Origin of the sequence: Cytobacillus horneckiae, from assembly GCF_002835735.1 — a bacterium.
In the GTDB taxonomy this organism is placed as follows: Bacteria; Bacillota; Bacilli; order Bacillales; family Cytobacillaceae; genus Cytobacillus; species Cytobacillus horneckiae.
Window position 1 is genome coordinate 51256 of the sequence record NZ_PISD01000006.1, and the last position, 24037, is coordinate 75292.

Below are 24037 nucleotides of genomic sequence, written 5' to 3' on the forward strand. Positions count from 1 at the left end.
CCCCAACCAAAACAACGATCCATTATAAATGTGATATCATACTTTCTTTATTAATCCCCGATTAAATAATGAAGCTATAATGCATTTTCATTTATTTTTCATAGAGGTGATGTAATTGAAAAAAATTGGTGTTTTAACAAGCGGCGGAGATTCACCAGGAATGAATGCTGCTGTTCGTGCAGTAGTAAGGAAGGCAATTTATCATAACATTGAAGTTTATGGAATATTTGGCGGTTATACCGGCATGATTCATGGTAATATAAAAAAGCTTGAATTAGGTTCGGTCGGAGATATTATCCACCGCGGAGGCACAATGCTCTATTCCGCAAGGTGTGAGGAGTTTAAAACGCCAGCAGGTCAACAGCAAGGAATAGAACAGCTAAACAAGCATGGAATTGAAGGATTGGTTGTTATTGGCGGAGACGGCTCATATAGAGGGGCTGAAGCCTTGACTGAACAAGGCTATGCATGTGTAGGTGTACCTGGAACGATTGACAATGATATCGCAGGTACACAGTATACAATAGGGTTTGATACAGCTTTAAATACTGTAATAGATGCGATTGATAAAATTAGGGATACAGCTAGTTCTCATGAGCGCACTTTTATTATTGAAGTGATGGGCAGAGACGCTGGCGACATTGCCTTGTGGGCTGGACTTGCAGGGGGAGCAGAGACAATTCTCATTCCAGAGGTTGGCTATAATATAAATGAAATCGGAACTCGTTTGAAAAAGGGGTTAGAAAGAGGTAAGCGCCACAGTATTATAATTGTCGCTGAAGGTGTATCCAGCGGGGCTGAATTTGCACGCGAAGTGGAAAAGGCCACAAATTTTGAAACGAGAGTATCAGTGCTTGGCCATATCCAAAGAGGAGGAAGCCCTACTGCATTTGATAGAGTGCTTGCAAGCCGCTTAGGATCAAGGGCAGTAGAATTACTGATTGATAAAAAAGGCGGTCGTGCAGTCGGTATTCAAAATAACCAAGTCGTTGACTATTCTTTTGAAGAGATTTTTTCTAAGGAGAAAAGCATCGATTTTAGCATGTACCATCTATCACAGGAGTTATCTATTTAATCATGCCAATTGTATCGATTGGTATATAAACCAAGGAAATTTGTTCTGAAAAGAGTTATCATTAATATAAGCCGCATTAAGGAGGCAAATGCGCTCCGAGGGCTTGGCGAATGGCCAAGTTTTTTTAAAACAATAAGGAGGTTTATAAAATGCGTAAAACAAAAATAGTTTGTACGATTGGTCCAGCAAGCGAAAGCGTTGAAACACTTATTCAACTAATTAATGCGGGAATGAATGTAGCACGCCTGAATTTTTCTCACGGGAATTATGAGGAACATGGTGAGCGCATTAAAAATATTAGAGAAGCAGCAAAACAGACTGGAAAAACGATTGCTATTTTATTAGATACGAAAGGTCCTGAAATTCGTACGAACAATATGAAGGACGGGGCAGTAGAGCTGAAAGCCGGCAATGAGATTGTAATCAGTATGCAAGAATTGGAAGGCACAGAAGCCGCATTCTCTGTTACATATACAGGACTTATTGATGATGTTCATGTTGGATCCAGTATCTTATTAGATGACGGATTAATCGCGTTAGAAGTTAAATCGATTGATAAAGAAAAGGGAGAAATCCTCACAAAAATATTAAACAGCGGGACATTAAAAAATAAAAAAGGCGTGAATGTGCCGGGTGTATCTGTCAACCTGCCGGGCATTACTGAGAAAGATGCGAATGATATTTTATTCGGCATTCAGCAGGAAGTTGATTTTATTGCGGCTTCCTTTGTCAGAAGACCATCAGATGTATTGGAAATCAGGCAGCTGCTGGAGGAAAATAAGGCACAATATATCAATATTATTCCAAAGATCGAGAATCAAGAAGGTGTAGATAATATTGAAGAGATTCTCGAGGTTTCTGATGGGCTCATGGTAGCTCGCGGTGATTTAGGCGTGGAAATACCGGCTGAAGAAGTTCCACTCGTTCAAAAGCAATTGATTAAGAAATGTAATGAGCTCGGGAAGCCAGTTATTACAGCAACGCAAATGCTGGATTCGATGCAGCGTAACCCAAGGCCGACAAGAGCAGAGGCAAGCGATGTAGCGAACGCCATTTTCGATGGAACAGATGCGATTATGCTTTCAGGTGAAACAGCTGCCGGGTCCTATCCGGTTGAAGCGGTGCAAACGATGCATAATATAGCTTCAAGAGCAGAAACGGCTTTAAACCACCGAGAGATATTATCTAATAGAAGCGAGAAGAACAAACATAATGTGACAGATGCGATAGGGCAGTCTGTTGCGCATACGGCATTGAATCTTGGAGTAAGTGCAATCATTACACCTACTGAGAGCGGACATACGGCAAGGATGATTTCCAAATACAGACCGGTAAATCCGATTGTAGCTGTAACTTCTAACGATTATGTATCTAGAAGGCTGTCGTTAGTTTGGGGTGTATATTCTCAAATTGGGCAAAAGGCGCGAACAACAGATGACATGCTTGATATTGCTGTTGAAGAAAGCTTAAATAGCGGGATCGTTTCCTCGGGTGATTTAGTTGTCATTACTGCCGGTGTCCCAGTTGGTGAAGCAGGAACGACAAATTTAATGAAAATCCACGTCGTTGGAGATATTCTTGCAAAAGCGCAAGGAATTGGCCGAAAATCTGCTTTTGGCAAAGCTGTTATTGCCAGAAATGCGGCTGAAGCATTGGAAAAAGTAACAGACGGTTCAATTCTCGTTACAATAGGATCTGATCGCGAAATGGTGCCAGCTATTGAAAAATGCAGCGCATTAATTACCGAAGAAGGCGGGTTAACAAGTCATGCAGCCGTTGTCGGCCTAAATTTAGGTCTGCCTGTCATTGTAGGACTCGATAATGCAACAAAAATAATTAAAGATGGCCAGGATATTACTGTCGATTCTCAACGCGGCATTATTTATAATGGACATGCAAGTGTACTTTAAAAGTAGAGACACCCCTTCCTTAGGGTGTTGAGAACGCGTTGCGTTATTAATAAAATTGTGTTGGATTTCGGAGAGTGCCCGCTCTCCTCCTGCGGGAGTGTAGCGAGACAGTCGAGATACTAAAGGCGCGCCGCTAAAAAGCAAGCGGTAACCCTCAAGAAATCACAAACCCTGCATTTTTTATTTTTGAAATAGGTTATTCGCCAGATTGAGAAGGGATTTCCCTTCTTTTTATTTTTTTGCAACTTTTTTACATAATAGAATTGAAAAAGCTTCTATATTAGTATAACATTATTTTTAATAGTATAACACTATTAAAATGAAAGGGTTTTCAATTACATGTGTGAATGAAAGGAGAGGCATAATGGGTTATTTACAAAGTTTTTGGGGAGAAATGTGGAAATGGCATGAAGATATTAAAAAGTTTCTTCTGCTTTTTTCTGCAAAAAATGATTCAACAGAACAAGATAATAACAACAGCGAGACTGCTTCTAAGGTTGTGAAACAAAATAATGAGAATAATAGTTTTAAGCAAAAGAGGTCAAAGAAACAAAATATAGGTTTATTGCTAGGGCCATTGTTATTTTTAATTACATTGTTATTTATTTCTCCGCCGGGTATGTCAGGCGAGGCTTTAGCTGTGCTAGCGAGTACTTTATGGATTGCTACATGGTGGATAACAGAGGCAATACCTATTCCGGCAACTGCACTATTGCCAATCGTTTTATTTCCTTTAACTGGTGCAGTCACAGAGGGAGTAACAAGCGCTTACGCAGATAATACAATCTTTTTATTTCTTGGCGGGTTTATCATCGCTATTGCAATGGAAAAGTGGAATCTTCACTTAAGAATAGCACTAAGCATCATCTCGGTTGTAGGAACGAGCACGACCAAACTTGTACTCGGATTTATGATTGCCACGGGCTTTCTATCAATGTGGATATCTAATACTGCAACAGCTATGATGATGATGCCAATTGCAATAGCCGTGATTGCGCATGTAAATGAATCAATAAAAGAAGATAAGGAGTCAGGGAGCCGATTTGGAAAATCACTGATGCTAGGGATAGCTTATGCTGCTTCTATAGGCGGTTTAGGCACATTAATCGGGACACCTCCTAATATGATTTTTGCCGGTGTTGTCAAAGAGATTTACGGTGTCGATATTTCCTTTGCTACTTGGATGCTTTTTGGTGTACCTTTTGCAGCGGTTTTATTAGCTGTTGCATGGTTTTATTTAGTTAAAATTGCTTTTCCAATTACTATTAAAGAATTGCCAGGCGGGAAAGAGATCATCAAATCAGAAAGAAAAAGGCTAGGGAGCATTTCCTTTGAAGAAAAACTTGTGCTAGCTGTATTTACTATTACTGCATTAGCATGGATTACGAGAACATTTATTCCATTTGAATTCATGAATCGTATAGATGATACAGTGATAGCCATTGCTGCTGCGGTAGTGCTATTTATATTGCCGTCTAAAAGTTCAAGTGATGGTCAGCTATTAAATTGGAAAGACGGTGTAAATATACCGTGGGGAATTCTTTTATTGTTCGGCGGAGGGTTGGCGATAGCAAAAGGGTTTAAAGATTCAGGACTGGCACAATGGATAGGTGAGCAGCTCACCATATTGCAAGGTGTGCATCTAATTATTGTCATCCTATGTGTTACAGCATTAGTTACTTTCTTGACTGAAATTACTTCCAATACAGCGACTGCCACGATGATGTTTCCGATTATGGCTTCCTTGGGGCTTGCATTGAATATTCATCCATATGCCTTAATGGTAGCAGCCGGCATTGCCGCTTCGTGCGCTTTTATGCTGCCGGTTGCAACACCGCCAAATGCAATTGTTTTTGGCTCGGGATATCTAAAAATAATTGACATGGTTAAGTCTGGCTTCTGGCTGAGTATCTTTACTATTCTCTTTGTGCCTGTCATGATTTACTTTTATATGCCAATCGCCTGGGGAATAGACATTACTAACTTTCCTGATATGTTTAAATAGTTGTGGTAGGAGCAACATCTGAGCTTTTAACCGTATGATGTTATCATAAATAAATGCCTGTAAAAGTGTAATAGAATGAATCATTTTGGTCATAAAAGATTTTCTGTTAAAATAAATGTATAAAACTAAATTGAGGTGGCCAAACATGCGCTACATTCTTTTGCTTTTGTTAACTGTCCCGGCGCTGGAGATTATCGTTCTGCTATTATCGGGCAATGCTTTTGGGGTTGGTCCTACGTTTATAGCGATTCTCTTAACCGCTATAATAGGTATTTATGTTGCTAAACGTCAAGGAATAGAGACGATGAAAAGAGTGCAAACACAGCTTCAGTATGGCGAAATGCCAGGTGATACGCTATTGGATGGTGTATGCATCTTTATCGCAGGGGTTTTATTAATTATTCCTGGTTTCATTACAGATACAGTTGGAATCATATTATTGATACCGTTTGTAAGGAATAGTATTAAAGCGCTGCTATATAGATTTATAAAAAAGCGGATGAATCACGGTACAATCAAAATTATTAGATGATGAGATTTGGAAAGTAGCCAAGTTTGATCACATATAATCATAAAAAAACGTCACTTCCATGGTTGGAGTGGCGTTTTTAATATCAAACTCTTTTATGCAGCTTTGCCTTCCTTTATATAAGTCCATACATCATGGAATACATTGGCTTTATGCATTGTCGTCAAAATAACGAGGAAGACTGGTCCAACAATGAGTCCAAGAAAGCCGATAAGCTTAAATCCGACGAATAACGAAATTAACGTGGCGAGCGGATCAAGTCCGATATTTGATGATAATATTTTCGGCTCCATCACTTGCCTTTGTACAATTACAATTGTATAAAGCACACCGAGCCCAATGGCGCGGCTCATTTCTCCAGCAACTGCTTCAAAAATAATCCAAGGCACAAATATGAGGCCTGTCCCTAAATAAGGAATGATTTCTACGAGTCCGGCAATGAGAGCAATTGTAATAGCGTAATCGACACGTAAAATTAATAATCCGATTAGAATAATAATTGTTGAAATTGAAATTAACGTGGCCTGTGCTTTTAGGAATCCGACTAAAGCCTTTTTTAAATCGGCTACAACTGTTAAGCTGCTTTTTTTTGCCCGATTTGGCATAAGTCTGTTAAATATTCTAGATAGCCTATACCAATCCTTACTAATAAAAAAAGTGGCTAATAAAGAAAAGATAATCACTGTTGCTGCATTTGGAAACCAGGAAATGATTGTTGGGATATTTTCAAAGAAAGATTGAATAAACACGCCTAATGTATTGCCGATATTTTTGCCAACGCTCTCGATATTAGCAAGAATCGTATCTTGTTGACCTGTGCCGAGATTGTTGAAAAGACTAGTTAATTGATTATAAATAGGGATGATTTGTCCAGCGAAGAATTGTTCAATATGCGTAATAAGTGTGTCCAGATGTTTAGGAACAACATTGGCCAAATACGTGGTGCCTGATACAATTTCAGCAACTAATAATGTGACCATTCCTGCAACAATGGCAAAGAACAAAATGAGTGCAAGCAATACAGAAAGAGCCCTCGGAACCCGCCATTTTTGATGAAAAAAATTAACTAACGGATTCATCAGGAATGCAATAACTAACCCTATTAAAAAGGGGTAGGTAAGCTTTGATAGATAATAGAAAGCAATGAAAAAGAGAAGGACGGACCCAATTACTAGGAAGAAGCGCAATGTTCTATGCAAATAAATATGGTCTAACATAAATGCCTCCTTATTCAAATGTTTTTCCATAATTTGTCGTTCCTTTTATGAGTATCATACACTATTTTTTTGTGCAATACATATAAAAAAAGAATAGTCAGACATTATATTTCGACCGAAGGATTAAGTCGTTCATCCGTTAAAATGCTATTTCATCACGAATATTCATTTTAAATGTTCTGTCTATTAAATAAATTAATTACATCTTTTTTCGAAATTATGTTAAAATAACATCAATGGCAGGAAGGTAAGGGTTTGATTACTCAATCAGCTATGTTTTTACTGCTCCTGTTAACTATTAGCATCGTTGCAAAAAATCTTTCTCTATTATTAGCAATCCTTATCTTACTTTTGTTAAGGATCTTAGGGGTAGAAGCAAAAGTGTTTTCATTTATACAGACAAAGGGTATAAATTGGGGAGTGACGATTATCACGATTGCTGTTTTAGTTCCTATTGCCAGGGGAGCGATAGGTTTTAGGGATTTAAGTGAAGCATTTATATCTCTCTATGCATGAATGCATGTATTTCAGGTATTGCTGTTGCACGATTGGCAAAAGGCGGTATCACTCTTCTATCGGAAGACCCACATATTACGACGGCTCTAGTATTAGGGACGATCCTTGCAGTCGCTTTATTTAAAGGAGTGGCTGTTGGGCCGCTCATTAGAGCAGGGATTGCGTATATGATCATAAGGATATATGAATATATTAATTAATTGTTTCTTAGGAAAATTATTAATTTTATTTTTTTTAGATTTCGTTTCACAAAAGTCTGATAATTGTTTATAATAAACATGTATATATGGGTCCGATAGTTGAGTCTATGAAACTATTAACACGATTATTCCCTAAAAAGAAAATGTAAGCATTTTCTTGCAGGTGTTTTCTGAACAAACGCTCAGGGATGATTCAAAGTCAGGTGGAAATCTGACTGGAAATGTCATTTAGTCTGTCTCCCGGCTATTATCTTAGTCGGATAAATTCGGCTTGAACAGCCAATATATATCAGAAAAATTCTGATAAGCTGGAAAACTTTATGAATATTTGTTTGCAGACAGAGGGAATGGGGAAAATTAATTTTTGAAGGAGATGTTTGTTATGACAGCAACACGCGGTCTTGAAGGAGTAGTAGCAACTACTTCATCTATCAGTTCAATCATCGATGATACATTAACATATGCTGGTTACAACATTGATGATTTAGCGGAAAATGCTAGCTTCGAAGAAGTGATTTATCTTTTATGGCACGGTGAGCTTCCAACTAAAGATCAATTGGATGAATTAAAAAGCCAATTAGCAGAGAATATGGAACTACCGCAAGAAGTATTAAATCACTTTAAAACATATCCGATTGATAAAGTACATCCAATGGCAGCACTTCGTTCAGCTGTATCATTATTAGGGTTATACGATGAAGAGGCAGATGTGATGAGTGAGGAAGCAAATTACCAAAAAGCTATCCGCCTTCAAGCAAAAATGCCGGCCATTGTTGCAGCATTTGCTCGTGTGAGAAAAGGTTTAGAACCGGTTGCACCTAATAAAGATTTAAGCTTTGCTGCTAACTTCTTATACATGCTAAATGGAGAAGAGCCAGAAGCAATTGCAATTGAAGCAATTGATAAAGCGCTCGTACTGCATGCAGACCATGAATTAAATGCTTCTACTTTCACTGCTCGCGTATGTGTAGCTACACTATCTGATGTTTACTCTGGTGTAACAGCAGCGATTGGTGCTTTAAAAGGACCATTACATGGTGGCGCAAATGAAGCGGTCATGAAAATGCTTACGGAAATCAGCACACTTGATAATGTTGAGCCAGCGATTCGCGAGAAAATGGCTAACAAAGAAAAAATCATGGGATTCGGCCACCGTGTTTATCGCCAAGGCGACCCAAGAGCAAAACATTTAAGAGAGATGTCAAAAAAATTAACAGAACTAACTGGTGAACCGCACTGGTATGAAATGTCTACAAAAATCGAAAGCATTGTAACTGGAGAGAAAAATCTACCTCCAAATGTAGACTTTTATTCAGCTTCTGTTTATCACAGCTTAGGAATTGATCACGACCTATTCACACCTATCTTTGCTGTTAGCCGTGTTTCTGGCTGGTTAGCGCATATTCTAGAGCAATATGCGAACAACCGCTTAATCCGTCCACGTGCGGATTATACTGGTCCGGGAATGCAAACTTATGTACCAGTTGAAAAAAGAGGTTAATAGAATAGGCGATTCAATTTTAATTTTTCAGTAATTTTCTATTGAATTTTTAAAATATTGATGATAATAATTAAAGCGGAACTCTCCTTTCTGGAGAGAAGTACGCATATAGAGAAATCAGAAAAAGGTTAGGAGCGTTTGCCTTCTAACCTTTGATTCTGATATGTTTGTGAAGGTGTTATTATAAAATAGATGTAACACCAGGAAATTGGAGGGAGATTTTACTATGGCAGGAGAAAAAATCACAGTAAGCAATGGAGTATTAAACGTACCAAATCAACCAATCGTTCCTTTTATTGAAGGCGACGGAACAGGCCCGGATATTTGGGCATCAGCTTCTCGCGTATTAGATGCTTCAGTAGAAAAGGCATATAAAGGTGAACGTAAAATCGTTTGGAAAGAAGTTTTAGCTGGAGAAAAAGCATTCAATCAAACAGGTGAATGGCTGCCAAAAGAAACTCTTGATGTAATTGATGAATATTTAATTGCGATCAAAGGACCTCTTACAACTCCTATCGGTGGCGGAATTCGTTCATTAAACGTTGCCCTGCGCCAAGAATTAGATTTATTCGTATGCTTACGTCCAGTGCGCTGGTTTGAGGGAGTACCTTCACCAGTTAAGCGTCCTCAAGATACTGATATGGTTATTTTCCGTGAAAACACAGAGGATATCTATGCAGGAATTGAGTATGCAAAAGGCTCTGATGAAGTAAAAAAATTGATCTCTTTCTTGCAAAATGAAATGGGTGTAAACAAAATCCGTTTCCCGGAAACTTCTGGTATTGGCATTAAGCCAGTTTCTGAAGAAGGTACATCTCGCCTAGTACGTTCTGCGATTGAGTATGCAATCAAAGAGGGACGCAAATCATTAACACTTGTTCATAAAGGAAACATCATGAAGTTTACTGAAGGCGCATTTAAAAACTGGGGTTATGAGCTTGCTGAGAAAGAATACGGCGATAAAGTATTCACTTGGGCAGAATATGACCGTATTAAAGACGAAAAAGGAACAGAAGCAGCAAATCAAGCACAAGCTGATGCAGAAGCTGCTGGCAAAATCATCGTAAAAGATGCAATTGCTGATATCTTCCTACAACAAATTCTTACACGTCCGAATGAGTTCGATGTTGTAGCGACTATGAACTTAAACGGTGATTATATTTCTGACGCTTTAGCTGCACAAGTGGGTGGAATCGGTATCGCTCCAGGAGCAAACATCAACTATGAAACTGGACATGCGATTTTTGAAGCTACTCACGGTACTGCACCTAAGTATGCAGGACTTGATAAAGTAAATCCATCTTCTGTTATTCTTTCAGGTGTGCTGTTGCTTAAGCATCTTGGTTGGAATGAAGCAGCAGACTTAATTGAAAAATCTATGGAAAAATCAATCGCTTCTAAAGTTGTAACATACGACTTTGCACGCTTAATGGATGGAGCGACAGAAGTGAAATGCTCTGAATTCGGAGACGTTCTTATTAAGAACATGGATTAATCTCCGGGGTATGTAAACAATATAAGAGGGTTAATATGATCCGAAATTACCGGCCCCCCTGCAACTAGCAGGGGGATGTCGTGTATTTTCGCCCTATCAGCCCTCTTACATAAAACGGATGAGAATATCAAAGGAGGAATTCATTATGTCAACTTTAAAACGCAAAAAGGTTTCTGTGATTGGCGGAGGCTTCACAGGAGCAACGACTGCATTTTTACTAGCTCAAAAAGAATTAGCCGATGTTGTGCTAGTTGATATTCCTCAAATGGAGAATCCAACAAAAGGGAAAGCACTAGATATGTTGGAGGCTAGCCCGGTTCAAGGCTTTGATGCAAGCATCACTGGTACTTCAAACTACGAGGACACGAAGGATTCTGACATTGTCGTAATCACAGCTGGGATTGCGCGTAAACCAGGTATGAGCCGTGATGATTTAGTGCAAACGAATCAAAAAATTATGAAAAGCGTCGCGCAAGAAACAGCAAAATATTCTCCAAACGCTTTAATCCTTGTATTAACTAACCCAGTGGATGCAATGACTTACACAGTATTTAAAGAAAGCGGATTCCCTAAAAATCGTGTAATCGGTCAATCTGGTGTTCTTGATAGTGCGCGTTTCCGTACATTCATCGCACAAGAATTAAACCTTTCTGTCAAAGATATTACAGGATTTGTTCTTGGAGGACATGGCGATGACATGGTTCCGCTAGTACGCTACTCTTATGCCGGCGGTATTCCGTTGGAAACTTTAATTTCTAAAGATCGTCTAGAAGCAATTGTCGAACGCACTCGTAAAGGCGGAGGCGAAATTGTTAACCTTCTAGGTAATGGAAGTGCATATTATGCGCCAGCCGCTTCATTAGTAGAAATGGTAGAAGCAATCCTCAAAGATCAGCGCCGCGTTCTTCCTTCCATTGCATACCTTGAGGGTGAATATGGCTATGAAGGGATATACTTAGGTGTACCAACAATTCTTGGTGCCAACGGAATTGAAAAAGTTATTGAACTTGAATTATCTGCTGATGAAAAAGCAGCATTAGATAAATCTGCTGAAGCAGTCCGCAGTGTCATGGCAGTATTAGCCTAAACCTAAAAAAATCGGGGAATTCCCCGATTTTTTTTATTTTTAGCTTTTTAAAAAGAGAATAAAATGTTAAAATAATATAAATAGAGTGAAAACTAAAAAATATTACTCAGTCTGTTTTCGACAACAATGAAAACGTTTACACGTAGCGGGGGTGCAGAAAATGCTAGGAAAGAAAAGAAAGATTGGTAGAAAACTAGAAGAAATCTCTATTGGAGAAAAACTAACATTATCTGAAAAAATCGAGGATAAAGATTTATTATTATATCTTGGCTTAACAGATGATGCTAATCCTCTTTATATTCAACATGATTATGCTTCACAAACTCCTTATAAAAAGCCGATTGTACCGAGTATTATGTTAAACGGAATGATAAATTCAGCAATCTCTAAATACTTGCCTGGTCCTGGAAGCCATGTGATTAAACAAGAAATTGAATATTTAAAACCTGTTTACCATTATTCTTCCATACAATTTTTATTAGAAATCATTAATATTGATGAACAGAATCATATGATAGAAATTAAAGCGCAAGCGACAAACGAAGAAGATGAAACTGTTCTTATAGGTAAACTTCTTGTTAGTCCGCCGCATCGTATGCAAAAGATAGACGGTCAAGCTTTAGATAACTTTTAAAAATAATCATATTTAAAATACTTTATATTCGTGCTTTATCTAATCTTCCTAAAAAATCAATTAATTGATTTTTTAGGATTTTTTTTACTGAATTTTAAAAGAGTATTGTACCCTATAGTACAATGACTGAGTACAGGAATACGTTGTTGGCAATGGTGAGTTCTGCGTGTTTAGGAAACGAATAAATGGCCCCTTAGTACTGCGTGAGCAGAGGTTTATGCATGTTTTAGAGAAAATGAATAATTGGGAATTAGTTCCTGATGCGGAATGAGAACCTCAGAACTTAGGACAAAAAACTAACCGAAATATAGAAGTGGAAATAGAATATTTAAGACTTTTTCGCTAATTTTTCACATACTTGTCTTTTAACTGTTGAATTATATTATAATAGGGGTGTGGTATTGGGGTTTTTTTTGCATCGAAATGAAATGAAGGATGCTTTTAACGAGGGGAATCTATATATCGGAGGCTTTTATGAATAAAAAAGTTCTAGTTGTTGATGATGAAAAATCAATTGTAACGTTATTACAGTATAATTTGCAGCAAGCAGGGTATGAAGTGCTAACAGCAGCTGATGGAGAAGAGGGAAAAAATATTGCCCTTAAAGAGAAACTGGATCTGATTATATTGGATTTAATGCTACCAAAGCTAGATGGAATAGAAGTGTGTAAACAACTTAGACAAAGGAAGTTGAATACACCGATATTAATGCTAACCGCTAAAGACGATGAATTTGACAAAGTTTTGGGGCTTGAATTAGGTGCCGATGATTATATGACGAAGCCGTTTAGTCCTCGTGAAGTTGTTGCCCGCGTAAAAGCTATTTTACGAAGAGCCCAATTTAAATATGAAGATGAGATTACTGAAGAGGATGAATCTGAATTCATCAGAATCTCTGGAGTAAAGATTTATCCAGAAAGATATGAAGTCTACTATGAAGAAGAATTGTTGGAACTCACGCCTAAGGAATTTGAGTTGCTCCTATATCTTGCGAAGAATAAAGGTAGGGTTTTAACGAGAGATCAATTATTAAGTGCGGTATGGAATTATGATTTTGCAGGCGATACTAGAATTGTGGATGTTCATATTAGCCATTTAAGGGATAAAATTGAGCAAAATACGAAAAAACCTGCTTATATAAAAACCATTCGAGGGCTTGGATATAAGCTTGAGGAGCCTAAGCCTGAATGAAAATCTTCCGTTCAAAACTTTTCTTTGCTTTAATTACGCTCATATTAGCAGTATTAATTTGTCTTGGTTTGCTATTGGGGCAATTATTCAAATCATATTATATCAAGGTGTTTGATGAGCGTTTAAAAAAAGAAACAAAGTTAATCACTGCGTATATTGATGACTATGGAGGCATTGAGGGCCTGACGCAACAGAAAGTCAATGAAATGAGCGATATGTTAGGATTGCGCGTCTCGATTACTACGAATAGTGGTGATCTATTATTTGACAGCGGCGAAACGGATCCTATTAATCGGCATGAAGAGATCATTCTCGACATTATTGCAGATGATAAAGAGTCAGATCATGCGTTGGAAGTTGGCGGTGGATCTGATTTTCATTATTATTGGAAGCCGCTAATGACAGATGGAAATCAAGGTGGATATATATTTTTAAGTGCAAAAATGGACGAGCTAGAAAGCGCCTATTCACAAATATGGTGGTTGTTGATTATTTGTCTGAGCTTGGCATTAATAATCATCATCTTCCTAGGTTCATCGATCACATCCAAATATACGAAACCAATTGAATCTGCAACACGTGTCGCAATAGAATTAGCAAAAGGCAATTATCGGGCACGCACATATGACAGACATATTGGTGAAGCAGGAAAACTGAGCAGTTCAATCAATGTTTTGGCAAGAAATCTGCAAGAAATGGTTAAATCTCAGGAAATGCATCAGGATCGCTTGAGCACGTTGATTGAGAACATGGGGAGCGGCCTTATTCTAATCGATAGCAAAGGCTATATTACATTAGTTAACCGGACATATCGAGAGGTTTTTCATCTCGATTCAACAGAGTATATTAATCAACTTTATTATGATGTGATTGAGCAAAAGGAAGTCACTGATCTAATAGAAGAAATCTTTATGACTGAGCATAAAGTAAGACAGCAAATCCTTATTCCAATTGGTATCCATAGAAAGCACTTTGAAGTATATGGGGTTCCAATAATAGGAACAAATGATGTTTGGAAAGGTGTGTTGCTAGTCTTTCATGATATCACGGAGTTAAAAAAGCTGGAACAAGTCAGAAGAGATTTTGTAGCAAATGTGTCACATGAATTAAAAACGCCAATTACATCAATTAAGGGCTTCTCAGAAACTTTATTAGACGGAGCCATGGATGATAGAGAAGCACTCAGACAGTTCTTAAATATCATATTACAGGAAAGTGAAAGGCTTCAAACGCTCATTCAAGATTTATTGGATCTTTCTAAAATTGAGCAGCAAGGTTTCAATCTATCTGTTGAGAAGGTGAACGTAATCACCATTATCAATGAAGTAATTACGATTGTTAATCGAAAAGCAGAAGAGAAGAATATATCGATACTATTCGAAAAAGATATGGAGCCAATTATCATTGAAGCTGATCCTTATCGTTTGAAACAAATCTTTATAAATATCGTTTCAAACGCCCTGGCTTATACGACGAACAACGGATCGGTCGCGATTAAAGTAACAAATGATTCTTCAAAAGTATATATAGATATAGAAGATACCGGTATTGGCATTGAACAATCTGAAATACCAAGAATTTTTGAGCGTTTCTATCGGGTAGATAGAGCGCGAAGCAGGAATTCTGGTGGAACCGGATTAGGACTTGCAATCGTCAAACATTTAGTCGAAGCACATAAAGGATTGGTAACAGTAGAAAGTGAAGTCGGAAAAGGCTCTGTTTTCCGCTTTGAATTTAATAAGAAATTTATTGAAGAGTAAAGAGAGACTAGCTTCCGTTAGATGGAGGTTAGTTTTTTTGTTCATATCAGTCAAAGCCCTATCTAAATACCATTTATATTCCTAAGAGAAAACGGGCAGTGTTCAATTAAAAAACTTCCATCTCCATACTATTTACTATAAGTTTACAATCCTTTTATTTTCTCTTTACAAATGAATTGTATAATAATATTTGAAAAACCCCTTCATCACATGATGAAACAGAAGGAGAGAGCTAACCCCGCTCTCTCCTTTTTCTATGAATGAACCTCTGCCATTCCCCGTTTCTTTCAATATGAATAGTACAAAGCTTTCCTGAATAACCATATCAATGATGCGGTAATACTTAATTGATTCGCAATCATTTTGTAATATTTTTGAAACTTTTTCGATAACTGAGCGTATATCAGATAGGAGCTTTAAAGGGGAAGGGGAGGATTAAAAGATGCTCAGCTTAAAAAGAATTTATACAACCATCGGATTGGTTATCTTAACAGTGGTTTTAATTATCGTTGCATTTACTACTTGGTATACAGTCGATGAATCTGACCAGGCTGTCATTCTTACTTTTGGTAAAGCAGAAGAAGCGATTACTGAACCTGGGCTGCATTTTAAATTGCCATGGCCCATTCAAAATGTAGAAAAATTATCAAAGGAAACGTTTAGTTTGCAGTTTGGATATGAAGCAAAAGATGGTGAAATAAAAGATTTTCCAAATGAAACGAAAATGATTACTGGTGATGAAAATATTGTTTTAGCAGATCTGGTTGTTCAATGGAAAATTACTGATCCGCAAAAATATTTATTCAATGCAGAAAATCCGCAAAAAATCCTTTATGATAGCACATCTGCATCATTAAGAAGTATTATAGGGAGTTCAAAAATAGATGATGCCTTGACATCTGGTAAGGCTGAAATCGAGGCAGATGTGAGGGAACTGCTGTCATCATTAGTAGAAAAATATGATATTGGCATATCCATTCTCGCTGTTAAGCTGCAGGATGTAGAGCTGCCAAATAAGGATGTACGTAAAGCATTCACCGACGTAACAGATGCCCGTGAAACAAGCAATACGAAAATCAATGAAGCGCAAAAGTACCGCAATCAAAAGCTAAATGAAGCAAAAGGGGAAGAAGAAGCAATCAAGTCGAGAGCAGAAGGAGAAAAAACTGCACGTCTTGAAAGGGCACGCGGAGATGTTGCTGTATTTAATGAATTATATGATGAATATAAGAACAACCCTGATATTACTAGAGAACGGCTCGTTCTGGAAACATTAGAGCAAGTATTGCCAACGGCAGAAATTTATATTATGAACGATGATGGCAACACGATGAAATATTTCCCGATTAGACAAATGGAGAAAGAACAGCCGAAGCCGCCAGAAGATGAAGGAAGTGAAGAGAATGAGTGATGAAAAAATCTTGAATTTCAATCCGAAAGGGCGCGGCAGTGATTTTAATTGGAGAAAATATTCCAAACTCGGCATTCTTTTAGTTATAATTATTGTAGTTGCTGTTATCATTTTTGTTAATTTATTTATTGTCCGTGAAGGCGAATACAAGGTGGTTCGCCAATTTGGAGAAGTCGTAAGAATTGATGATACCCCGGGATTGAGCTACAAAATACCATTCATACAAAGCGTAACGACTTTGCCTAAATATCAAATGAAATATGATGTGTCAGAGGCTGAAATCAATACAAAAGATAAGAAACGAATGATTATTGATAATTATGCCATTTGGAAAATAGAGGATCCTAAAGCGATGATTGCCAATGCAAGAACGATTGAAGGTGCAGAGGCAAAAATCAGAGATTTCATCTATTCAGTGACCCGTACGTTACTTGGTCAGCTAAATTATGATGAAATTATTAACGATGAAAAATCATCGCGCGGATCATTAAATGACCAAATTACTGATCGGGTGAATGAATTATTGGAACAGGACAACTATGGCGTTGTGGTCACTGATGTGAGAATAAAACGTACGGATTTGCCAACTGAAAATGAAGCATCTGTTTACACAAGAATGATTTCGGAAAGGCATTCAACCGCTCAGGAATATTTATCTCAAGGGGATGCCCAAAAAAATAAAATGATTGCTGAAACTGATAGGGAAGTAAAGGAACTGCTTGCAAAGGCTGAAGCAGAAGCGGAAATTATTCGTGCAGAAGGAGAAGCAGGCGCAGCTAAAGTATATAACGATTCTTTCTCAAAAGACCCCGAATTTTATTCATTATACAGAACACTTGAATCATACAAGAAAACAATTAATGGAGAAACAGTCATCATCTTGCCGTCGGATTCTCCTTATGCCAGACTATTAATGGGATATACCGAATAAATAGTTCTTTTGCCGTTATTTTTCTTTATCCGCCTAGACGTGATAAAATAAAGAAAAATAACGGTTTTTTGTCTTATAAGAAGCAAATTGGTTCCAGTATAGATGTGTTTAGGCTATATAAGACAAGATATTCGCAGAAAAAACTAGGCAGCCATAAAGTGGCGTTAGGAGGAGAACTAGATTTGAATGAAAAAAAACTCGTATTAATAGATGGAAATAGCATTGCTTATCGAGCTTTTTTTGCACTACCTCTTTTGAATAATGATAAAGGGATACATACGAATGCAGTATATGGATTTACGATGATGCTGATGAGAATAATGGAGGATGAAAAACCATCCCATATTCTTGTTGCATTTGATGCTGGCAAAACAACCTTCAGGCATAAAACATTCACAGAGTATAAAGGAGGCAGACAAAAAACTCCACCAGAGCTTTCAGAGCAATTTCCAGTAATCAGAGAATTGCTAGATGCTTATGGCATTCCACGCTACGAACTAGAAAATTATGAAGCGGATGATATTATTGGCACGTTATCACTGCAAGCTGAGAAGGATGGCTTCAATGTAAAAGTCATTTCTGGTGATAAGGATTTAACTCAGCTGAGCTCTGAACAAACAACTGTGGCTATTACTAAAAAGGGCATTACAGAGATTGAAGAATATACACCTGCTCATATTCAGGCGAAATATGGTATTACAGCAGAACGAATTATAGACATGAAGGGCTTAATGGGAGATAGCTCTGACAATATTCCAGGTGTGCCAGGCGTTGGTGAAAAAACGGCGCTAAAATTATTGAAGGAATATGAAACATTAGAAAACCTGCTTCAATCCATAGAACAAGTTAATGGAAAGAAATTGAAAGAAAAGCTGGATGAATTTAAGAATCAGGCAATCATGAGTAAGGAGCTTGCAACCATATTAAGGGAAGCGCCTGTTGAAATTCAGCTGTCTCAAATTGCCTATGATGGCTTTGATCAGGAAAAGGTCATTCGACTATTTAAGGACTTAGGCTTTAACTCCCTGCTTGAGAAGATTGGTGGAGATGTTGAAGCAGAACAATTGGAGCTTGAAGAGCTTGAGTATACAATCATCGATGATCTAGATTTAGAGATGGTGAAGGATGAAAGTGCTTTTTATGTGGAGATGCTGGAGGATAATTATCATTATGCTGATATACTCGGTTTCTCAATTGTAAATGATAAAGTGAATTATTTTATTTCAACTGAAAACGCATTACAATCGACTGCATTTAAAAAATGGGCTGAGGATGAGACGAATAAGAAGATTGTATATGATGCGAAAAAGTCAGAAGTTTCGTTAAGGCATCATGGCATTCATTTAAAAGGGATCACATTTGATGTTTTATTAGCTTCCTATTTAATCAATCCTTCAGAAACGATTGATGATGTGGCTTCAGTGGCAAAGAGCCACGGGTATACCGCTTTGCAGACAGATGATGCGTTTTATGGCAAGGGAGCGAAACGAAAAATACCGGCAGATGATGTGCGTGCTGAACATCTTGTAAGAAAAGCTATGGCATTGCATGTACTAAAATCTAAGCTGGATGATTCCCTGGAAAATAATCAGCAAGCGGCATTGTTTTATGATTTGGAGCTCCCATTATCTCTTATTTTAGCTGATATGGAATCAGAAGGAATTAAGGTTGACTTGCAACGCTTGAAAAATATGGGCACTGAGCTGCTTGAAAAGCTGGCAGCCATTGAAAGCCGGATTCATGAATTGGCAGGGGAAGCATTTAATATCAATTCTCCTAAGCAGCTTGGCGTGATTCTGTTTGATAAAATTGGTCTGCCTGTCATTAAGAAAACGAAAACAGGCTATTCGACTTCAGCAGATGTGCTGGAAAAATTGGAATCAGAACATGAAATCATTAAGGAGATTCTTCAATATCGTCAATTGGCGAAGCTTCAGTCCACATATATAGAAGGACTTTTAAAGGTAGTAAATAAAGAAACGGATAAAGTGCATACAAGGTTTAATCAAGCCTTAACTCAGACAGGACGCTTAAGCTCAACTGATCCTAACCTACAAAATATACCAATCAGGTTAGAGGAAGGAAGAAAAATAAGACAAGCGTTTGTTCCTTCTGAGGAAGATTGGGTGATTTTTGCGGCAGACTATTCCCAAATTGAATTAAGGGTTCTTGCGCATATTGCAGGGGATGAAAAGCTCATTTCAGCTTTTAAGGAAGATTTAGATATCCATACAAAAACAGCAATGGAAGTTTTTCATGTCGAGAAAGATGATGTCACATCCAATATGCGCCGGCATGCAAAGGCAGTTAACTTTGGCATTGTTTACGGCATTAGTGATTATGGGTTATCACAAAGCTTGGCTATCTCCAGAAAGGAAGCAGGCCAATTTATTGATCGTTACTTAAAAAGCTATCCGGGTGTTAAGCAGTATATGGATGATATTATTCAAGAGGCGAAACAAAATGGCTATGTATCAACATTGCTTCATCGCAGGAGATACTTGCCTGAAATAACAAGCAGAAACTTTAATTTAAGAAGTTTTGCAGAACGAACAGCAATGAATACTCCGATTCAAGGCAGTGCGGCTGATATTATTAAAAAAGCAATGATCGATATGGCAGACCGTTTGCAGAAGGAGCAGCTAAAAACAAGACTGCTTCTGCAAGTACATGATGAATTGATTTTCGAAGCGCCTAAGGATGAAGTAGATATTCTTAAAAAAATCGTACCAGAAGTGATGGAAAATGCAGTTGAATTGGACGTGCCGCTGAAAGTGGATTATTCATTCGGACCGACATGGTTTGATGCAAAATAGCAAGCTGTCTAATGTAAGTAAAGGAGATTAAATCATGCCGGAATTACCAGAGGTTGAAACCGTAAGAAGAACGCTGAAGGAATTGGTTGTTCATAAGACCATTTCTCATATTACTGTGAATTGGCCGAAAATGATTAAACAGCCAGATGATGTCACACAATTTATTGACGCCCTGCGCGGGCAAGAAATGGTAGAAGTGGGCAGAAGAGGAAAATTCCTTATTCTTTACACAACAGATTTTGCACTAGTCTCTCATCTTCGGATGGAGGGCAGGTATGGACTCTTTAAAAAGTCTGATCCTGTTGATAAGCATACACATGTAATTTTTCATTTTACAGATGATACCGAACTTCGTTATAAGGATGTAAGAAAGTTTGGCACGATGCATTTATTTTTAAAAGGTGAGGAACTAAATGAGCTGCCTCTTTCTCAACTTGGCACTGAACCTCTTTCAGAAGAGTTTACGCCAGAGGTTTTAAAGGCTCGATTGGCAAAAACATCGCGGTATATAAAATCTGCGCTCCTTGATCAAAAGGTAGTTGTCGGCTTAGGCAATATTTATGTAGATGAATCACTATTTAGGGCTGGAATACACCCGGAGAAAATCGCTAATCAGATAACCGATGAGGAAGTGATTAAGCTTCATAAGGAAATAACAGCAACGTTAGCTGAGGCGGTTGATAAAGGCGGGAGTACGATTCGTTCTTATGTAAACACACAAGGTCAAATTGGCTTATTTCAATTAGAGCTATTTGTCTATGGCCGCCGCGGTGAAGATTGCAAAATATGCGGAATAGCATTAGAACGCACGGTTACAGGAGGTCGAGGAACCGTGTTCTGCCCTGAATGTCAAAAAATTAAAGAGTAAAATCGTTGTATTTCTGCGATAACATTGGATGGGCTTCTTCCATATACTATCCTAGCAAAACCCCAGGAAGGAGCTCTTTCAAATGACGCAGATGATTGCACTTCTTATATTGGCAGTAGCTGTAAGTCTGGACAGCTTTAGTGTTGGACTGACATACGGATTAAGAAAGATGAAGATTCCAATTAAATCTATTCTTATTATTGCATGCTGCTCAGCTTTTACACTTTTAATTTCAATGGGGATTGGTCATACGATAGCCCGGTTTATTTCACCTGCTTTTGCAGATAGCCTCGGAGGCATCATCTTGATTGTGCTTGGAGCATGGGTGCTGTATCAATTTTTCAGACCTGAAAAAGTGAAAGAAGTGCTTCCTCACGAAAAAATAATTGTGAATTTTGAAATAAAGTCATTAGGGCTTGTAATTAATATATTAAGAAAACCAATGGCAGCCGACATAGACAAGTCAGGTACTATTACAGGCATTGAAGCCTTTTTGCTCGGATTTGCCTTATCCCTGGATGCATTTGGTGCAGGTATTGGCGCGGCAATGCTAGGATATTCTCCTTATTATTTAGCTGTTTCAGTTGCAGTAATGAGCTCATTGTTTGTGTTTGCCGGCATGAGAATTGGGGATGTGTTCTCCAATGTCAGATGGATGCAACGATGTTCATTTATACCAGGACTATTGCTAATTATTATCGGTATATGGAAAATCTAGTTTAATAAAGGAAGGGGTCCACAGGTGACAATCGTTATAGGATTAACTGGTGGAATTGCAAGCGGTAAAAGCACCGTTTCCACTATGTTAAAAGAAATAGGATATACAGTTATTGATGCAGATGTGGAATCTAGACTTGCGGTTGAAAAGGGAGAACCTGCCTATTTTGAAATAATCGCGCATTTTGGCGAGGAGCTGCTTCAGGAAGATGGAAGTATTGATCGCTTAAAGCTCGGAGGCATTATATTTAATAATGAAGCAGAACGCTTGAAGCTGAATAGCATCGTCCATCCGGCAGTCAGAAAAAGGATGAATGATAAGAAGGAGGCTGCGCTGCAAAGAAATGAAGCGCTGGTGATATTAGACATCCCTCTTCTATTTGAAAGCAAACTTTCTTACATGGTTGATTATACGGTATTAGTTTATGTGAACGAACAAACTCAATTGCAGCGTTTAATGGAGAGAAATCAGTTTTCCGCAGAGGAAGCAGAGGCTAGAATTCAATCACAAATGCCGCTTAAAGATAAGCTGCAGTTGGCAGATTATATTATTGATAATAATGGAACGCTTGAGGAGACCAAGGTTCAGCTTAACAACTTCATTAATGAATGGAAATGATTTGAAGGGGCATGTACGTTGTGTTGAGTTGGATTTGGGCAGGTGTCCGCTACTCCTGCGGGAGTAGCGGGATGGTCGAGAGGCTCGACACTCGAAAAATCCGTCCTTTAAATGAGTTCTTCCACTAACTGAGAGCCTGTATGGCTCTTTTTTTTTCATAATCGGTCGTGTTCATGTAAATAATATATTCATGGAGAATCCTTTACTCCGATAACAGAATAAATGGTTAGTAGTAACATTTCTGAATAGTTGAACTTTAAAATATCCGCAAATTACTCATCACATCTGGATGTTAATATGTTATACTAATAGCATCAAAAATGTTTAATAAGTATAACATTAATGCGGAAGGGGCCGTAATATGAAAGCGAAAATAGCGATAAATGGTTTTGGAAGAATAGGTCGAATGGTATTTAGAAAGGCCATTCTTGATGATACAATAGAAGTAGTTGCAATTAATGCGAGCTACCCGTCAGAAACTTTGGCACATTTGATTAAATATGATTCCACTCATGGTGCGTTCCAAGGTGAAGTGATTCCTGAAGACGATGCGCTTGTTGTGAACGGAAAAAGAGTTCAACTTCTAAGCAACCGTAACCCTGAGGAGCTTCCTTGGAAATCTATGAATGTGGATATTGTTATTGAAGCAACTGGTAAATTCAATTCTAAAGACAAAGCTAGCCTTCATTTGAATGCAGGTGCAAAAAAGGTTGTTCTTACTGCTCCTGGTAAAAACGAAGATGTTACAATCGTTATGGGTGTTAATGACGAAGCATTAAATATTACAGAGCATGATGTTATTTCTAACGCTTCATGTACAACAAACTGTTTAGCGCCAGTAGCTAAAGTGCTTGATGAAAAGTTTGGAATTGAAAACGGTTTAATGACAACTGTTCATGCTTATACAAATGATCAGAAAAACCTTGATAACCCACATAAAGATTTGCGCAGAGCAAGAGCTTGTGCACAATCAATTATTCCAACTTCAACAGGAGCAGCTAAAGCACTTTCTTTAGTCCTTCCACAGTTGAAAGGTAAATTACATGGAATGGCGCTTCGCGTGCCAACTCCGAACGTTTCATTAGTTGACTTAGTTGTTGACTTGAAACGTGATGTAACAATAGATGAAGTAAATGAAGCATTTGCTGAGGCAGCAAAAGGCGGATTAAAAGGCATTCTCGATATTACAGATGAGCCGCTCGTTTCTATTGATTTCACAACTAATCCTCATTCAGCAATCATTGATGGACTTTCCACAATGATGATCGGTGAGAATAAAGTAAAAGTTCTTGCTTGGTATGATAATGAGTGGGGCTATTCTTGCCGCGTCGTAGACCTAGTTAAATATGTCGCTGAAGAACTAAATAAAACAGTCGTTAACGCTTAATTTAACACACATTTAATCAGCGTTTACCTGCTCCCTAAAAAGCTATCCAGAGTGCTGCTCTGGATAGCTTTTTATCTTAAAGCCAACCTTTTTTGCACATGTTGAAAAATGTCGAAATTTGTGGGTGACAGGTACCCATTTTAATTTTTGCTTTAAAAATTTTAAAGC

General features: G+C 37.9%; 18 protein-coding genes and 1 pseudogene. 18 read left to right on the forward strand and 1 reads right to left on the reverse strand.

Features of this window, described 5'->3' with window-relative positions:
- The first annotated feature begins 115 nt into the window (after positions 1–115).
- The 4 genes from pfkA (at position 116) to CWS20_RS02040 (ending at position 5522) form a co-directional block, all read left to right on the forward strand.
- Entirely contained in the window at positions 116–1075 is a 960-nt protein-coding gene (gene pfkA / locus CWS20_RS02025; RefSeq protein WP_066191404.1) for a 6-phosphofructokinase, read from the forward strand.
- A 149-nt stretch (positions 1076–1224) separates the two neighbouring features.
- Positions 1225–2985: a pyruvate kinase gene (gene pyk, locus CWS20_RS02030; RefSeq protein ID WP_066191407.1), complete on the forward strand. Its 1761-nt coding sequence runs from the start codon at positions 1225–1227 to the stop codon at positions 2983–2985.
- Positions 2986–3349: 364 nt separating this feature from the next.
- Positions 3350–4990, forward strand: a complete 1641-nt coding sequence (locus CWS20_RS02035) for an SLC13 family permease (protein WP_066191411.1) — start codon at positions 3350–3352, stop codon at positions 4988–4990.
- A gap of 145 nt (positions 4991–5135) precedes the next feature.
- On the forward strand, positions 5136–5522 hold the full coding sequence (locus CWS20_RS02040) for an FxsA family protein (RefSeq protein WP_066191413.1): 387 nt from the start codon (positions 5136–5138) through the stop codon (positions 5520–5522).
- Positions 5523–5614: 92 nt separating this feature from the next.
- Here the strand turns inward: CWS20_RS02040 and ytvI are convergent, their stop codons facing one another.
- A complete protein-coding gene (gene ytvI / locus CWS20_RS02045) occupies positions 5615–6736 on the reverse strand; it encodes a sporulation integral membrane protein YtvI (RefSeq protein ID WP_066191417.1) in 1122 nt (373 codons plus the stop codon).
- A 255-nt stretch (positions 6737–6991) separates the two neighbouring features.
- Here ytvI and CWS20_RS02050 point away from each other — a divergent pair.
- The 14 genes and pseudogenes from CWS20_RS02050 (at position 6992) to CWS20_RS02115 (ending at position 23869) form a co-directional block, all read left to right on the forward strand.
- Positions 6992–7452: pseudogene (locus CWS20_RS02050) on the forward strand (DUF441 domain-containing protein).
- Positions 7453–7834: 382 nt separating this feature from the next.
- Positions 7835–8953, forward strand: a complete 1119-nt coding sequence (gene citZ / locus CWS20_RS02055) for a citrate synthase (protein WP_066191419.1) — start codon at positions 7835–7837, stop codon at positions 8951–8953.
- A 226-nt stretch (positions 8954–9179) separates the two neighbouring features.
- Positions 9180–10448, forward strand: a complete 1269-nt coding sequence (icd, locus tag CWS20_RS02060) for an NADP-dependent isocitrate dehydrogenase (RefSeq protein ID WP_066191422.1) — start codon at positions 9180–9182, stop codon at positions 10446–10448.
- Between the two features lie 145 nt (positions 10449–10593).
- The gene (mdh, locus tag CWS20_RS02065; RefSeq protein ID WP_066191426.1) at positions 10594–11535 is read left to right on the forward strand and encodes a malate dehydrogenase; all 942 of its coding nucleotides are present in this window, start codon (positions 10594–10596) and stop codon (positions 11533–11535) included.
- Between the two features lie 160 nt (positions 11536–11695).
- Entirely contained in the window at positions 11696–12169 is a 474-nt protein-coding gene (locus CWS20_RS02070; RefSeq protein WP_066191428.1) for a MaoC/PaaZ C-terminal domain-containing protein, read from the forward strand.
- Positions 12170–12643: 474 nt separating this feature from the next.
- On the forward strand, positions 12644–13360 hold the full coding sequence (locus tag CWS20_RS02075) for a response regulator transcription factor (protein WP_066191431.1): 717 nt from the start codon (positions 12644–12646) through the stop codon (positions 13358–13360).
- Entirely contained in the window at positions 13357–15120 is a 1764-nt protein-coding gene (gene pnpS, locus CWS20_RS02080) for a two-component system histidine kinase PnpS (RefSeq protein WP_066191435.1), read from the forward strand. The genes CWS20_RS02075 and pnpS overlap by 4 nt, the downstream gene beginning before the upstream one ends.
- Before the next feature lie 442 nt (positions 15121–15562).
- Positions 15563–16531: an FtsH protease activity modulator HflK gene (gene hflK, locus CWS20_RS02085; RefSeq protein ID WP_066191438.1), complete on the forward strand. Its 969-nt coding sequence runs from the start codon at positions 15563–15565 to the stop codon at positions 16529–16531.
- Positions 16524–17462, forward strand: a complete 939-nt coding sequence (hflC, locus tag CWS20_RS02090; protein ID WP_066191441.1) for a protease modulator HflC — start codon at positions 16524–16526, stop codon at positions 17460–17462. The genes hflK and hflC overlap by 8 nt, the downstream gene beginning before the upstream one ends.
- Positions 17463–17644: 182 nt before the next feature.
- A complete protein-coding gene (gene polA / locus CWS20_RS02095; RefSeq protein WP_066191443.1) occupies positions 17645–20278 on the forward strand; it encodes a DNA polymerase I in 2634 nt (877 codons plus the stop codon).
- A 34-nt stretch (positions 20279–20312) separates the two neighbouring features.
- The gene (mutM, locus tag CWS20_RS02100; RefSeq protein WP_066191445.1) at positions 20313–21146 is read left to right on the forward strand and encodes a DNA-formamidopyrimidine glycosylase; all 834 of its coding nucleotides are present in this window, start codon (positions 20313–20315) and stop codon (positions 21144–21146) included.
- An 82-nt stretch (positions 21147–21228) separates the two neighbouring features.
- A complete protein-coding gene (gene ytaF / locus CWS20_RS02105; protein ID WP_066191447.1) occupies positions 21229–21864 on the forward strand; it encodes a sporulation membrane protein YtaF in 636 nt (211 codons plus the stop codon).
- A gap of 24 nt (positions 21865–21888) precedes the next feature.
- Positions 21889–22482: a dephospho-CoA kinase gene (coaE, locus tag CWS20_RS02110; protein WP_066191449.1), complete on the forward strand. Its 594-nt coding sequence runs from the start codon at positions 21889–21891 to the stop codon at positions 22480–22482.
- A gap of 361 nt (positions 22483–22843) precedes the next feature.
- Positions 22844–23869 carry a glyceraldehyde-3-phosphate dehydrogenase gene (locus CWS20_RS02115; protein WP_066191454.1) on the forward strand — a complete coding sequence of 342 codons (1026 nt, stop codon included), beginning with the start codon at positions 22844–22846 and terminating at the stop codon, positions 23867–23869.
- The last annotated feature ends 168 nt before the right edge of the window (positions 23870–24037 follow it).